At 62.8% G+C, this 14537-nt stretch carries 13 protein-coding genes, 1 tRNA gene and 1 pseudogene; 7 read left to right on the forward strand and 8 right to left on the reverse strand.

Annotated features, from left to right (window positions below; all coding sequences use genetic code 11):
- Positions 1-16: 16 nt before the first annotated feature.
- The gene (locus ACFSOZ_RS32905; protein WP_379105074.1) at positions 17-1201 is read right to left on the reverse strand and encodes an HlyD family secretion protein; all 1185 of its coding nucleotides are present in this window, start codon (positions 1199-1201) and stop codon (positions 17-19) included.
- Between the two features lie 144 nt (positions 1202-1345).
- Here ACFSOZ_RS32905 and ACFSOZ_RS32910 point away from each other — a divergent pair, with 144 nt between their 5' ends.
- Positions 1346-2080, forward strand: a complete 735-nt coding sequence (locus ACFSOZ_RS32910; RefSeq protein ID WP_379105076.1) for a TetR/AcrR family transcriptional regulator — start codon at positions 1346-1348, stop codon at positions 2078-2080.
- A 52-nt stretch (positions 2081-2132) separates the two neighbouring features.
- Here the strand turns inward: ACFSOZ_RS32910 and yihA are convergent, their stop codons facing one another.
- The 3 genes from yihA to ACFSOZ_RS32925 form a co-directional block, all read right to left on the reverse strand.
- Positions 2133-2792: a ribosome biogenesis GTP-binding protein YihA/YsxC gene (gene yihA, locus ACFSOZ_RS32915; RefSeq protein ID WP_379105078.1), complete on the reverse strand. Its 660-nt coding sequence runs from the start codon at positions 2790-2792 to the stop codon at positions 2133-2135.
- Positions 2789-3427 carry a CatB-related O-acetyltransferase gene (locus ACFSOZ_RS32920; protein WP_379105080.1) on the reverse strand — a complete coding sequence of 213 codons (639 nt, stop codon included), beginning with the start codon at positions 3425-3427 and terminating at the stop codon, positions 2789-2791. Before ACFSOZ_RS32920 ends, yihA begins: the two co-directional genes overlap by 4 nt.
- Positions 3428-3552: 125 nt before the next feature.
- The gene (locus ACFSOZ_RS32925) at positions 3553-3888 is read right to left on the reverse strand and encodes a hypothetical protein (protein ID WP_379105081.1); all 336 of its coding nucleotides are present in this window, start codon (positions 3886-3888) and stop codon (positions 3553-3555) included.
- Between the two features lie 156 nt (positions 3889-4044).
- Here ACFSOZ_RS32925 and ACFSOZ_RS32930 point away from each other — a divergent pair, with 156 nt between their 5' ends.
- From ACFSOZ_RS32930 to ACFSOZ_RS32940, 3 genes are read left to right on the forward strand one after another with little or no spacing between them, the layout of a single operon-like run.
- Positions 4045-4509: a MarR family winged helix-turn-helix transcriptional regulator gene (locus tag ACFSOZ_RS32930; RefSeq protein WP_379105083.1), complete on the forward strand. Its 465-nt coding sequence runs from the start codon at positions 4045-4047 to the stop codon at positions 4507-4509.
- Positions 4502-5794 (forward strand): HlyD family secretion protein, encoded by a 1293-nt coding sequence (locus ACFSOZ_RS32935; RefSeq protein ID WP_379105085.1) that lies wholly within the window; start codon positions 4502-4504, stop codon positions 5792-5794. The genes ACFSOZ_RS32930 and ACFSOZ_RS32935 overlap by 8 nt, the downstream gene beginning before the upstream one ends.
- Positions 5791-7338 carry a DHA2 family efflux MFS transporter permease subunit gene (locus ACFSOZ_RS32940; protein ID WP_379105087.1) on the forward strand — a complete coding sequence of 516 codons (1548 nt, stop codon included), beginning with the start codon at positions 5791-5793 and terminating at the stop codon, positions 7336-7338. Before ACFSOZ_RS32935 ends, ACFSOZ_RS32940 begins: the two co-directional genes overlap by 4 nt.
- A gap of 174 nt (positions 7339-7512) precedes the next feature.
- Here ACFSOZ_RS32940 and ACFSOZ_RS32945 read toward each other — a convergent pair.
- The 4 genes and pseudogenes from ACFSOZ_RS32945 to rpmH form a co-directional block, all read right to left on the reverse strand.
- Positions 7513-7596: pseudogene (locus ACFSOZ_RS32945) on the reverse strand (fasciclin domain-containing protein); the annotation flags it as partial.
- A gap of 57 nt (positions 7597-7653) precedes the next feature.
- Positions 7654-9468, reverse strand: a complete 1815-nt coding sequence (gene yidC, locus ACFSOZ_RS32950) for a membrane protein insertase YidC (RefSeq protein ID WP_379105089.1) — start codon at positions 9466-9468, stop codon at positions 7654-7656.
- A 14-nt stretch (positions 9469-9482) separates the two neighbouring features.
- The gene (gene rnpA / locus ACFSOZ_RS32955; RefSeq protein ID WP_111545239.1) at positions 9483-9836 is read right to left on the reverse strand and encodes a ribonuclease P protein component; all 354 of its coding nucleotides are present in this window, start codon (positions 9834-9836) and stop codon (positions 9483-9485) included.
- 16 nt (positions 9837-9852) lie between these two features.
- The gene (gene rpmH / locus ACFSOZ_RS32960) at positions 9853-9987 is read right to left on the reverse strand and encodes a 50S ribosomal protein L34 (RefSeq protein WP_008833937.1); all 135 of its coding nucleotides are present in this window, start codon (positions 9985-9987) and stop codon (positions 9853-9855) included.
- 277 nt (positions 9988-10264) lie between these two features.
- Between rpmH and ACFSOZ_RS32965 the strand changes: the two genes are divergently transcribed.
- The 3 genes from ACFSOZ_RS32965 to ACFSOZ_RS32975 all read left to right on the forward strand — a co-directional run bounded on the left by ACFSOZ_RS32965 (position 10265) and on the right by ACFSOZ_RS32975 (position 14537).
- On the forward strand, positions 10265-11755 hold the full coding sequence (locus ACFSOZ_RS32965) for an ATP-binding protein (protein ID WP_379105091.1): 1491 nt from the start codon (positions 10265-10267) through the stop codon (positions 11753-11755).
- A gap of 277 nt (positions 11756-12032) precedes the next feature.
- A tRNA-Arg gene (locus tag ACFSOZ_RS32970) sits at positions 12033-12109 on the forward strand.
- A 724-nt stretch (positions 12110-12833) separates the two neighbouring features.
- A complete protein-coding gene (locus ACFSOZ_RS32975) occupies positions 12834-14537 on the forward strand; it encodes a phospholipase D-like domain-containing protein (RefSeq protein ID WP_379105093.1) in 1704 nt (567 codons plus the stop codon).

Raw genomic sequence — 14537 nt, forward strand, 5'->3', positions numbered from 1 at the left:
GCTCCCCGGCGGCCGTTCAGTTCGAGGCCGAAGGCGCGGTGCGGCTGTCGACGGCGACGACGACGCTCAAGCCGGCGCGCAGCCTGCCGCTCTTCAGCACGTCGGCCGGCACGTCGATGCGGACCGGAACGCGCTGCACGACCTTGGTGAAATTGCCGGTGGCGTTTTCGGGCGGCAGCAGCGAGAACACGGCACCCGAAGCCGGCGCCAGCGACGAGACGGTTCCCTCGAAATCCTGGCCGTCGGTCGCATCGACCGCAATCTTGACCTTCTCGCCGGGAACCAGCCGGGCAAGCTGTGTCTCCTTGAAGTTGGCGACGATGTATAGCTTGTCCATCGGCACGATGACGGCGAGCTTCTGGCCGGGGCTGACGAGATCGCCCTGCTCGACCGAACGGTTGCCGACGACGCCGTCATAGGGCGCCTTGAGCACGGTGAAGGAAAGATCCCGCACGGCCTTGTCGCGGCCGAGCTGCAAGGATGCCAGCGTGCTTGCTGATTCGGCGCGCTGTGCCTGCAGCACACCGATATTGGCCTGTGCCGCGGCGATCTGCGCGTCGGCGCCGACAAGGGCGGCATTGGCCTGCTGGACCGCCGTCTGGGCATCGTCCAACTGTGCCTGCGTGCCGACATGCGTCTTGAGCAGTTGCGAGGCGCGATCGGCGACCTTCGCCGCATTGTCGGCCGCGGCCTGGTCGGCGACCTTCTGCGCCTGCGCCTGCTGCAGCGAGGCGCGCGCCGCTTCGGTCTGGGCGTCGATACGGTCGAGGGTCTTGCTCAAGGTGGCGATCTGCGCCTCGGCCTGGGCGACGGCGATCTTGTAGTCACCGTCATCGACGACAAGCAGCGGATCGCCAGCCTTGACCTGCTGGTTCTCGCTTACCTTGACCTGATCGACATAGCCGGAAATCTTGGGCGAGATGAACGCCATGTCGGCCTGGACATAGGCATCGTCCGTCGAGATCATGAAGCGGCCCGTGGTCCAGTAATTGTAACCGTACCAGGCGCCGGCGCTCAGCAACGCAACGCCGATGATCGGCAGCAGAAAGGAGCGCACCGAGCGCTTCTTCTTGGCCGGAGCCTCTGCTGGCGGCGACGATACGGCAGGCAGGACAGGCACTTCCGGTGCTTCCGTCGCCGGCGCGACCTTGGCATTGGGGAAAGGACGGACTTCGGCGGTGGTCGGCGCGTTCGAGGACATGACATCTCTCTAAAGTTGGAATAGTCTCTTAGGTATAATAATGAACCGTTCGGTTCGATCCGGGCGTTGACATAGCGCGGAAAGAGGACCATATCAAGGGCAATCGAACCGATTGGTTCGAATTATTTTCGAGGTGTGACTTTCATGATCGAGACACCGCCCAACGTCGAAACCGACCAGTGCGGCGACCTGCTGGACAGCCTGCGCCGTGGCCGTCCGGCGGCGGGCCAGGATCCGGTCAAGCGCAGCCAGATCATCGAAGGCGCCCGTCGTGTTTTCATCGACAAGGGCTTCGAAGCGGCGTCGATGAACGACATCACCCGCGAGGCCGGTGTCTCCAAAGGCACGATCTATGTCTACTTCGCCAACAAGGAAGAGCTGTTCGAAGCGCTGATCGAGGAAGAGCGCGGCACGATCTTCAAGAACATGTATGATGTGCTCGACCACGCCGACGACCTGCGCGAGACGCTGGTGAAGTTCGGCAAGGTTCTTGCCCTCAAGATCACGTCGGCCAAGGTCATCCAGGCGCAACGTACGGTGATCGGCGCATCTGACCGGATACCAGACATGGGCGCCCGTTTTTACGAACGCGGCCCAAAACGAGGCCATGACAAATTGATGATCTTTCTCAATGCCGCCATCGAGCGCGGCCTGCTGCGGATCGACGATGTCGATCTTGCCGCCTATCAGTTCACCGACCTGTGCCTGGCCGGTCTTTTCCGTCAGTGCATATTCGCCTACCGCACCAAGGCCCCGAGCCAGGATGAAATCGACCACATCGTCAGGTCCGGCGTCGCCATGTTCCTGAAAGCCTACGGCACCGAAAGCCTTGTGGCGGAAGAAAGCCACCAGATGATTGCCATCGAGGCCAAGCGTTAGCTATCCGCAATTCCGGACGGAAAACCGTTACGCACTTTTCCTGGAAATTGCTCTAGCCGCCATTCGCGGCGAGCACGATCGCGGCCTGCAATTCCTGCAGGCCCTCGGCCTTTTCCGACGACGTCGCCAGGACGAATGGAAACGCCGCCGGCCGTTTCTTGATCTTTGCCAGCGTCTCCTCGATCAGCCGCGGCACGCCGGCAACCTTGATCTTGTCGGTCTTGGTCAGCACGATCTGGTAGGACACCGCCGCCTTGTCGAGCAGCGAAAGCACCTCGTCGTCCTTGGCCTTGATGCCGTGGCGGGCGTCGATCAGCACATAGACCCGCTTCAGCGTGACGCGGCCCTTGAGATAGTCGAAGACCAGCTTGGTCCACTCGTCGACCTTCTCCTTCGGCGCGGTGGCGTAGCCATAGCCCGGCATGTCGACCAGCGCCAAGGGCGGCAGGTCGGCGCCCTCGCCGGAAAATCCATCCGGCACGAAATAATTGAGCTCCTGCGTGCGCCCCGGCGTGTTGGAGGTGCGCGCCAGCCCCTTCTGATTGACCAGCGCGTTGATCAGCGACGACTTGCCGACATTCGAGCGGCCGGCAAAGGCGATTTCCGGCGGCCCTTCCGGCGGCAGGAACTTCATTGCCGGCACGCCGCGGATGAATATCCACCCACGCGTAAACAGTTCAGTGCCGATCACGGTGTTGTTCAGAGCGTTCAAGCTGCTGCCTCCAGAAGAGAAATATCGGCACCCCGGATAGCATCGAGGTTGCGGCTGATCTTGTCCACCGGCCAGTCCCACCACGCCACCGCCAGCAGCCGCCTGATCGTCCTGTGGTCGAAACGCATCTTGACCACCTTGGCCGCATTGCCGGCGACAATCGCATAGGGCGACACGTCGTGCGTCACCACCGATTTCGCGGCAATGATAGCGCCATTGCCGATCGTCACGCCGGGCAGGATCACCGCGTCCATGCCGACCCAGACATCGTTGCCGAGCACGGTGTCGCCGCGCACTTCCTTCGACCAGGTTGCCGGGTCAAAACCCTTTTCCCAGCCATGGCCAAAGATGTTGAACGGATAGGTCGAAAAACCTGACATGGCGTGATTGGCGCCGTTCATGATGAAGCGGGCGCCCTCGGCGATGGCGCAGAACCTGCCGATGATGAGCTTGTCGCCAATGAACGGATAGTGATGCAGCACGCATTTCTCGGCGAATTTGTCCGGCCCGTCGGGGTCGTCATAATAGGTGAAATCGCCGATCTCGATGTTCGGCGCGCTCACCAGTCCCTTGAGGAAGCCGACGCGGGTGTGCATCGGGATCGGGTGCTTGATGTCAGGGTTGGGTCCGTCCATGTCGAGGTCCGTCAGATAATTGGCCGCCGGGTGCCAGGCGAAGTCCGCATGCACCCGTTCAAAATAGCGTGATCCGCCCTATAGCACCAATCGGCTGGCGAGCGAGCCTTCCGTCGCGGCGTCGCTCATTTGCTGCCGCGGCAGATCACGATCGGATCGGACAGCGCGCTGTCAAAACCGCTGCCCTGATAGACGGTGACGTTCGAAGCCCCGGGCGGCAGCATGAAGGTACCTTCGACGATTTTCTGATCGCCGGCCGGCGTGTGCAGAGCCCAGCTATACGTGCAAAACTGAGGCGGCGCCTGGGGTTCGACGTGGCTGCAGTTCAGTTGTGCCCCACCCAGCATAGCGGCGCCGCCGCAGCTGACCGCCTCGTTTGCGAGCGCAGTGACAGGCCATCCGGCGAGCGTCGCCAAAGTCGCGATCTTGAGCCAATTCATCGTCATGTCCTCGTCCGGCAACTGCCTGTCGCCGGACCTTTCTGTTGCGCCGCAGCGGATGCGACATTTTTTCCGAGCGGACTTAGTGCGTCTTGTGCGTCGCGTCCAGCAGGATTATGTGCATGATGATAATAAGCATGCTCACTAAAAGTCGCGCCAAGAAAACCAGTCCCTCCCATGCCATCGTCACCCAACATCAGCTTCGTGCTGCACGATGTCGCGCGCCTGCTTCGAAAGCGGTTCGAGCAGCGTTCGCGGGCATTGGGGCTGACCCGCGCCCAGTGGCAGGTGCTGGCCTATCTGTCGCTGCATGAAGGCATCCACCAGAACAGACTGGCCGACCTGATCGAGATCATGCCGATCACGCTCGCCCGGCTGCTCGACAAGATGGAGGCGCGCGGCTTCATCGAGCGCCGGCCCAATCCCGCAGATCGCCGGGCATGGCTGCTCTACCTGACGCCGGAAGCCCATCCGCTGCTCGAAATCATGCGCAGCAACGGCCAGAAAACGCGCGACGAGGCCTTCGTCGGCCTCTCGGCGGATGCCCAGTTGCACCTGCTGCAAACCCTATCCCTGATCAAATCCAATCTGCTCGAGGCTTGCGCCCAGCCAGCCGTCGACCGGGAGAAAGTACATGGCTGATTCAACCTCACCCAAGAAGCCTGCCGGGGATGCACCTTCCCCCGATCGGAAGAGCGACCAGATCATCCGGCTGGATAGCGAGCGCGAGCAGAGGCGAGCCAACACCGTCATCGCCGATGACGAACTCGAAGCACCGGTTGCCCTGGAGCCGGCGGCACTTGAGGCTCCTTCCACGCCGCCGCAGCAGCAAGCCAGAGTTGCCGTCGCGCCCCCGGCGCCGGTCAAGCCCAAGCGCAGCCTGACACGGCCGATCCTTTTCGCCCTGCTTCCGGTCGCGCTGGTGGTCGGCGGCTATTACTACGTCGTCGGCGGCCAGGTCATGACATCCGACAATGCCTACATCCAGGCGCAGTCGCTCGGCGTTTCCACCGACGTCTCCGGCACCGTGATTGAGATCGACGTGAACGAGAACGAGGCGGTGAAGAAGGACCAGGTGCTTTTCCGGTTGAGGCCGGCCTCTTTCGAAACCGCTCTTGCCGCGGCCCAGGCCCAGCTCGGAACGGTGCGCAACCAGGTGCTGACCTTGCAGGCGAGCTACCAGCAGTCGCAGTCGCTGATCGAACAGGCCGAAGCCGACATTCCCTATTACGAGGCCGCCTTCCAGCGCCAGCAGGATCTTCTCAAGACCTCCACAGCCTCCAAGGCGACCTTCGACAGCGCCCAGCACGACCTCGTCGCCGCCCGCCAGAAAGTGTCCGTAGCCAAGGCGCAGGCGCAGGCGACGCTTGCCCAGCTGGGTGGCGACGCCAACCAGCCGGTCGAGAAGAACCCGTTCTACCTGCAGGCCCAGTCCGCCGTGGACGACGCCCAGCGCAACCTCGGCGATTCCATCGTCAAGGCGCCGTTCGACGGCATCGTCACCAATGTGGACGCGCTCCAGGTCGGCAAATACCTGCCGGCGTCGCAGCCGGCGTTCAGCCTGGTGTCGGCGACCGACCTTTGGATCGCGGCGGAGCCGAAGGAAACCGAATTGACCTATGTGCGGCCGGGACAGACGGCGACGATCAGCGTCGACAGCTATCCGGGCAGCGTCTGGCACGGCACCGTCGCCTCCATCAGCCCGGCGTCATCGTCGAGCTTCTCGTTGCTTCCGGCGCAGAACACCACCGGCAACTGGGTGAAGGTCGTGCAGCGCATCCCGATGCGCGTGACGGTCGACGATCCGCAGGGCAAGCCGCCGTTGCGCGGCGGAATGAGCGTCGTGGTCGGCATAGATACCGGCCATGCGCGCGGCCTGCCGGACTTCGTGACGGATCTCATCAACCGGTTCGAGCAGAAGTCATGACCAGCGCGTCCGCGACAGGTGGCACATCGGTGGTCGCCAATCGCGGCGCCATCACCGCCTGCGTGATCCTGGCCGTGATCATGCAGGCGCTGGATACGACCATCGCCAATGTGGCGCTTCCCTATATCCAGGGCAGCGTTTCGGCGAGCGCCGACCAGATCAACTGGGTGCTGACGTCCTACATCGTCGCGGCGGCGGTGATGACGCCGCCGTCGGGCTACCTTGCCAACCGTTTCGGCCGCAAGCGCATCCTGCTGATCTCGATCACCGGCTTCGTCATCGCCTCGGTGCTTTGCGGCTTCGCGCAGTCGCTGCCGCAGATCGTCGGCTTCCGCTTGCTGCAAGGCCTGTTCGGCGCGGCCCTGGTGCCGCTGTCGCAGAGCATCCTGCTCGACATCTACAGCGTGGAAGAGCGCGGCTCGGCGATGGCGCTGTTCGGCGTTTCGGTGATGGTCGGACCGGTGCTGGGGCCGGTCATCGGCGGCTGGCTGACCGAAAATGTCAGCTGGCGCTGGGTGTTCTACATCAACGTCCCGATCGGCATGCTGGCTTTCGCCGGCGTATCGATGTTCGTCCTGGAAACCAAGACCGACCTCAAGGCAAGGCTGGACTGGCTGGGATTTGGCATGCTCAGCCTCACCATCGCTTCGCTGCAGATGTTTCTCGATCGCGGCGAGCAGCTCAACTGGTTCTCGTCATCCGAGATCATCGTCGAGGCGCTGATCTGCGCGTCGGCGTTCTACATCTTCCTCGTCCACACCTTCACAGCCCGCAACTCGTTCGTGAATCCACGGCTCTTCCTCGACCGGAACTTTGCCGTCGGCATGGTCTTCATCTTCATCATCGGCATCACCTACCTCGCCTCACTGGCCTTGATGACGCCCTATCTGCAGACGCTGATGGGCTATCCGGTGGTGACGGCCGGCATCGTCATGGGACCGCGCGGCCTCGGCACCATGGCTTGCATGTTCCTGGTCGGCAGGCTGGTCGGCAAGGTGGATACGCGCTGGCTGCTGCTGACCGGGCTGCTGATTACGGCCTGGGCGATGTACGACATGACGGGCTGGACCCCTGATGTCTCGCAATGGACGATCATCCGCACCGGCTTCATCCAGGGTGCGGGGCTCGGCTTCCTGTTCGTTCCGCTGACCACCATCACCTTCGCCACGCTGGCGCCGGAGCGGCGCGCGGAAGGCACCGGATTGTACAATCTGTCGCGAAACATCGGCTCCAGCGTCGGCATATCGGTCGTCACCGCGCTGTTGACGCAGAACGTGCAGGTCAACCACGCCAACATCGCCACCTATGTGACGCCCTACAACCAGGCGTTCGGCAACCCGACGATCTTCCAGGCGATGAACCCCTACAGCGCCGCCGGCCGTGCCGCGCTCGATGGCGTGGTGACGCTGCAGGCGACGATCATCAGCTATATGAACGACTTCAAGCTGATGATGATCCTGTCGCTTGCCGCCGTTCCGCTGGTTCTTTTGCTGCGCAAGCCGGCGACGCCGGCCAAGGTCGACCACAGCGCCGTCATGGAGTGATGCTTTGGCAGCGGTCGAGGCCCGTCTGCAGGGCAAGCCGCAGCCAAAAAGAAACCGGGGCCCCGTGAGGACTACACGACCCCGGCCGACGCCGATACGGCTTCCCAACATGGCACCTCGTCATGAGGTGGGACGGCAGGCCCGAGAAAGCCTCGACGGACCTGCCTTGAGCCGTTACTTCGGCAACAGCACCTTGTTGACGACATGGATGACGCCGTTCGACTGGTTGACGTCGGCGATCGTCACGTGACCTGACCCCTGCCCAAATAAAAAGCCCCGGACCAGCCGGGGCTTTTTGACAAAAGGAGAGGCCTGCTATTCGGCCGGTGACGGTTTCTTTCGAAACAGTGCGACCAGATTGTCCCACAGCTCGATCTTGGCGCCCTGGCGCTTCATGATCACGCCCTGCTGGAGGATCGACAGCGTGTTGTTCCAGGCCCAGTAGATGACCAGACCGGCCGGGAAACCCGCCATCATGAAGGTGAAGATCACCGGCATCCAGGTGAAGATCGCGGCCTGCGTCGGGTCCGGCGGCGTCGGGTTCATGCGCATCTGCAGGAACATGGTCACGCCCATGATCAGCGGCCAGACGCCGATCATCAGCATGTGCGGCAAAGTGACCGGAACGAGGCCGAACAGGTTGAACAGCGAAGTCGGATCGGGTGCCGCCAAATCCTGGATCCAGCCGAAGAACGGCGCATGGCGCATTTCGATGGTGATGTAGAGCACCTTGTAGAGCGAGAAGAAGACCGGGATCTGCAGTGCCACCGGCCAGCAGCCGGCGAGCGGATTGATCTTCTCGGTCTTGTACAGCTCCATCATCGCCTGCTGCTGCTTCATCTTGTCGTCCGCGTATTTCTCGCGGATCTCGAGCATCTTGGGCTGCACCATCTTCATGTTCGCCATCGACGCGTAGGACTTGTTGGCGAGCGGGAAGAAGATGGCCTTGACGATGACGGTGGTGGCGAGGATCGCCAGGCCGAAATTGCCGAAGAATTTGTAGAGCGTGTCGATCAGCCAGAACATCGGCTTGGTGATGAAGTGGAACCAGCCCCAGTCGATCAGGAGGTCGAACCGCTTGATGTGGCGGTCTTCGGCATAGGCGTTGATCTTGCCGACTTCCTTGGCGCCGGCGAAGACTTCGCTCTCAACCGTCGCCGATTGACCGGCATCGACGGTGATCGGGTCGGTCAGGAAGTCGGACTGGTAGCGATGGCGGCCGTCCTCGAAATAGGCGTAGCGCGGCTGGAACGGCTGCTTCTCGCTCGGCACCAGCGTCACCGCCCAGTATTTGTCGGTGATGCCGAGCCAGCCGTCGGTCGACTTGCCCGGCGTCGCCTGCTTGTCCTTCTCGATGGACGCGTATTTGTGTTCCTGCAGGCCTTCGGTGCCGGTGAAGCCGATCAGGCCCTCATGCAGCACATAGGTGCTGGCGACGGCCGGCTTGTCGAAACGGGTGACACGGCCATAATTGGACAGCGAAACGGCAGCCGCGCCCGAATTCTGGATCGTGTCGGAAACCGTGAACATGTAGTTGGTGTCGACTGAGAAGGTGCGCTTGAAGGTCAGGCCCTTGTCGTTCGAATAGGTCAGCGTGACCGGCGTCGTCGGGGTCAGCGTCGCATTGCCATCGACGGCCCACACCGTCTCGGGACCGGGCACGGTGCCGGTCTTGTCGTTGCCGACAAAGCCGATCTCGGCATAGTAGCCATTGGGCAGTGCGGCCGGATTGAGCAGGCTGATCTCGGGCGAGTTCTTGTCGACCGTCTCGGTGTAGTGCTTGAGCTTGAGGTCGTCGAGACGGGCACCGGTGAGGTTGATCGACCCCTCGAGGCTCGGTGTGTCGATCTTGGCGCGGGTCGTCGTGGCGAGTGCCTGTTCGCGGCCGGCCGGCGTCACGGCGTCGGTGCCGGGTGCATTCGGAATGGCGCCAGGCGCGACGGGCGTTGCGGCATCGGCGCCGGGGTTGGCGGCGTCGGCGGCCTTCTTCTGCTCTTCGACGCGCTGCTGCTCGATGCGGGCCGCCTCGCGCTGCTGCTCGCTGCGCGGCAACACATAAAAATATTGCCACACCGCCAGGATCAGCACCGACAGCGCGATGGTGATGAAGAAGTTCCGGTTGTTTTCCATCGAAAGCCCTTGGCCTATCGTGTTCCGCGCAGTCGGCGGGAGAGTTCGGCCTTCAACTGGCCGAACGGAATGGTAAGCACGTCTTCGCGCCCGACGATGACATAGTCATTGCCAGGCGCCATGTCACTTGCCGCATGCGTACGAACGGCTTCTCGCAGCCGCCGCCGGACGCGGTTGCGGACAACCGCGTTGCCGACCTTCTTGGTGACGGTATAGCCGACGCGCGGCGACAGGCCGTCACCGCGGTCGAGAACCTCAACGAGAAAAAGCCGCCCGCGTCGCTTTTCACCACGACGGACGGCCAGGAATTCCGCGCGCTTCAGAAGCCGCTTGGGATTTGGACCCACTGGCTTGCCGGATGCGGGCAACGATCTCGTCTTCCGTTCAGGCGCTGAGCCGCTTGCGACCGCGGTTGCGGCGAGCTGCGACGACGCCGCGACCACCCTTGGTGGCCATGCGGGCACGAAAGCCGTGCCGACGTTTGCGGACGAGTTTAGACGGTTGGTAGGTACGCTTCATTTGTTTTAATACCGCGGGGTGCGGCCCTTCTTGATTCTGTCACTGTGTAACAGGAGCTTTGCCGGGCCGGTTTTGGCGCGATCGAAACCGCGCCGGGACGAATGGCCCGAGCGTGAGCGGGCTTATAGAAAGAAGGGTTTTGGAAGTCAATCCGGCGTCGTCAGGCCGAAGCCGGTCGTCGTCAGGCCGGTTTATGTTTCCGACGAAGGATGAAATTGGCAAAAAAGCCGCAATCGCCTAATCTGCGTTGATCAAGTGATCGTGAAGACATAGCCGCATGAGCGAAACCATACAAGCGGAGGAAAGGATCGGCACGGCGGCGCCAACCGCCGTGCGCACGGTGCCGCTGTCGCGCGGCCTGTCGACCAAGCTGCTGCTGCTGACCATCGTTTTCGTGCTTCTGGCCGAAGTGCTGATCTTCCTGCCCTGGATCGCCAGCTACCGGCTGAACTGGCTGAAGGAGCGGCTGAGCACGGCGGCGGCGGTGTCGATCGTGCTGGTGCAGGGTGAATCCACCTCGCTGTCGCGTACGGCCCAGAACGACGTGCTGATGGCGATCGGCGCCAAGGCGATCGCGGTGCGTGACGGCGGGGTCTCGCGGCTGCTGGTGGTGGCCGAGATGCCGCCGAAGGTCGACGAACACGTCGACATCGCCAGCATCGGCATGATCAAGGGTATGACCGGCGCGCTCGACACGCTGTTTTTCGGCGGCGACCGCATGCTGCGCGTTTTCGGTCCGGTCGGCGACAGCGACAAGGAGTTCGAGTTGATCATGCCGGACAACAGTCTGCGCAATGCCATGCTCAGATATTCGCGCAATGTCGCCTTCGTCTCCCTGCTGATCTCGCTGTTCACCGCAATGCTGGTCTATGCCGCGATAGACCTGATCATGATCGGGCCGATCCGGACGATGACGCGCTCGATGCTGTCGTTCTCCGAAGCGCCCGACGATCCCGGACGCATCATCCATCCCGCCGCCCGCGCCGACGAGATCGGCGTTGCCGAACGCGAGCTGTCGCAGATGCAGGAGCGGCTGCAGAAGATGCTCTCCGAGCAGAAGCACCTTGCCGACCTCGGCCTGGCCGTGTCGAAGATCAACCATGACATGCGCAACATCCTGGCCTCGGCGCAGCTGATGTCGGACCGCCTGCGCCAGGTCAAGGACCCGACGGTGCAGGCCTTCGCGCCGAAACTGCTGCGCGCGCTCGACCGCGCCGTCTCCTATTCCGAAGGCGTGCTTCACTATGGCCGCACGCAGGAGCCGCCGCCTTCGCGCCGCAGGCTGCGGCTGCGCCAGCTGGTCGAGGACGTGCACGGCCTGCTCGACATCGAGCAGGGCATCGAGTTCGTCAACGCCATCGAGCCGGCCTTCGAAGTGGACGCCGATTCCGATCAGCTGTTCCGCGTGCTCACCAATCTCTGCCGCAATTCGGTGCAGGCCATGGCGTCAGACACCGAAAGTGCGCTGGTCCGGCGACTGGCGGTGTCGGCCGTGCGGCTGGGCAGCGTCAGCCGCATCGTCGTCACCGACACTGGGCCCGGGCTCCCACCCAAGGCGCGGGAAAACCTGTTCGCGGCGTTTCGCGGTTCGGCCCGCAGCGGCGGCACCGGCCTTGGCCTGGCGATCGCACACGAGCTGATCCGGGCGCACGGCGGCACGGTGGAGCTGGTGGAAAGCATTGGCGGGCGCACCACATTTGCGGTCACCATTCCCGACCAGCCGGTCCGGCTCGACCAGGCCCGCAACGGCCTGCGCCGCCCGGCATGACGCGTCGGGCGTTGTTTCGTCCGATGCTGTTGCCTGCAGGCCGACGCCCATTTTCTCAGGGATCGGTGCGCTTCCCTTCAGGGATTGAGCCGAGCCCCGGCTTGGAGGCCGTTTCGAAGCGCCAGGATCGGGCTATCGTTGCTGGACTGAAGCCCCTGCGACAAAACTTTTGCCAGATCGGCTTGCTTTTCGGAAATTCAGTCGCTAGGGAACACGTCTCGTCGCGGCCGGTCGTTCACGATTGGCTCGTGGGGTCATGGAAAGCATGGCCTGTTGCGCGCCCGTAGCTCAGCTGGATAGAGCACCAGACTACGAATCTGGGGGTCAGGAGTTCGAATCTCTTCGGGCGCGCCATTCCAAATCATCGAAACCGCTGAAGAGCGCAGGCGGGATGGAATTGCACCCCAATGCCGCCAGCCGTTTCGCAGTGCGGCGTGCCGCCTCGTTTGGTTTGCGGAGTCGAGGCGCATACACAATGACCAGAATGGCAGCGATGGCGATTTCGACCGGCTGCTGCCAGCCTCCAACCGCAGCAGGCTTCAAATCAGACGTCCAGGGGAGCCTCTCAGCCAGGCGGTGCGCTCTTGTCCGGCACGGCTCCGGCAAGAACACCCGGACGGTCACCGTTCAAGGTTAGCGGTCGGCATTCACTATCCTAGAGCGGTTCATCGCTTAACGGAAACGCAGAACCGCCCTATCTCTTTGTTTTGACGCAATTCCCAAGGGAAAGCGCTATGCGCTTTTCCCGGGAAAGCCGTTTCACATTTTTCCTGGAATTGCTCTAGGCGCTCCGTCGCCGCCCGGGCAAGGCCTGCCGAGGCAGCCCGGCGCCAAAGTTGAATGCGATGGCGCCATAGCACGGCACGATGACCTGCTATCCGTCAGTAATATATCGACTATTACTTCCAGCAGCTGCGTTGATAGTCCGGCCTGGAGGCCTTCATCATGATACTTTTCTTTCGCACTTGGTCGTGATAGCATCCAGCTCTCTACTCTTACTTATGATCAACACGTCTTCGTTCTTGAGGGTGCACCTGCCACGGCGGCGGGCGACCGCTTGCGCTTTGGAGGCAGTGGAATGGCCGGGGAGTTTCAGGTTGCGGGCAAGAATGCGGCGGCGCCGTTCGCGCTGAAGGTGCATCGCGGCGACGGCATGGCGCTGCTGGCGATGAACTGGCGTAACGGACAGCCGCCGCGGGATTTCGTCGGCTTTGCCATTGAATATCGCGTGCCGGGCGGGACGCGGTTCTTTGCGGTGCCGAACCGGATCGCCTTTCCGGGGCCGGAGGGTGCGGTCAATCCCAACAGGCTGTCGTCGCGGCTATCGCCGATCCAGAAGTTTCGCTGGGTGCATTTTCCGTTCAATGCCGAGATCCCCGGCGACTACACCTACATGGTGACGCCGGTGTTCATGGACGACGACGGGCAGCTGAGCTACGGCGAGCCGCAGACCGCGGACATCGAACTCCGGCGCGAGACCTATCCCGGCGCGCTCAACGTGGCGTTCACGCGGGGCTTCGTATCGTCACAGGCCTTCGTCGACCGCTGGGAGCGGTTTGGGCCAATCTCGACCCTCTTGCCGGAGGATGCCGATGACGGGCTGGCGTTTACTCCGACCCACCCAAAGACGGAACAGGCGTTAAGCTGGATGGGGTTCGAGGCGCGGCATGCGATCTACGAGACGCTGGATGGGGCGATTGGCGATGCGAGCGCCAAGGTCTGCGTCGTGGCCTACGACTTGAGCGAGAAGGGGTTCGTCGACCGGCTGCGGCAGTTGGGGCCAAGGCTCAAGATCATTATCGACGACGACGGCAAGCACGGTAAGGCGCATTCGGGCGAGACGCAGTCGGCAGATATTCTCATCGCCTCGGCTGGCGCCGCCAACGTCAAGCGCCAGAGCATGGGCAAGCTGCAGCACAACAAGATGATCGTGGTCGATGGCAACCAGGTGAAGAAGGCCATCGGCGGCTCCACCAATTTCAGCTGGCGTGGCTTTTACGTGCAGTCGAACAACGCGATGATCTTCACCGGCGCCGCGCCGGTGCAGGTGTTCAGGGAGGCGTTCGAGGATTTCTGGGCCGAAACCGGGTTCGGCACCAGCCGATCGGCAAGCTGGCGCGACGTGGGGATCGCCGGTGTGGACGTCAAGGTGACGTTTTCGCCGCATGCGGCGGCCAACGCGCAGCTCAGCAAGATCGCCGACGACATCGACGCGACGAAATCGAGCCTGCTGTTCTCCCTGGCATTCCTGTGGCAGACGCCGGGGGTAATCCGCGATGCAGTGGGACGGGTGCGGGACAACGACGCGCGCTTCGTCTACGGCATTTCCGACAAGAAGGTCGGCGGGCTTGATGTGCAGAAACCGGACGGCAATCCACCGGTGGTGTTTCCCACCGCGCTGCTGAAGGGCAGGACCCCGGCGCCGTTCAAGGCTGAGCCGGTGGGCGGTGGCGGCAACCGCATGCACCACAAGTTCGTGGTGATTGATTTCGACAAGCCCAGCGCACGCGTCTATCTTGGCTCCTACAACTTCTCCGAGGCGGCCGACGAGACGAATGGCGAGAACCTGATCCTCGCTAGGGACCGGCGGATTGCCGTGTCCTACATGGTGGAGGCGCTGCGGACGTTCGACCACTACCACTTCCGCATAGCGCAGCGGGAAGCCAAGACTGCCGGCACCAAACTACAGTTGAAGCTGCCGCCGGCGGCCGGGCAGGATCCGTGGTGGCTCAAGGACTATACCGACGTGCGGCGGATCAAGGACCGCGAGATGTTCTCGTAG

It is taken from the genome of Mesorhizobium newzealandense (assembly GCF_042682145.1).
Classification (GTDB): Bacteria; Pseudomonadota; Alphaproteobacteria; order Rhizobiales; family Rhizobiaceae; genus Mesorhizobium; species Mesorhizobium newzealandense.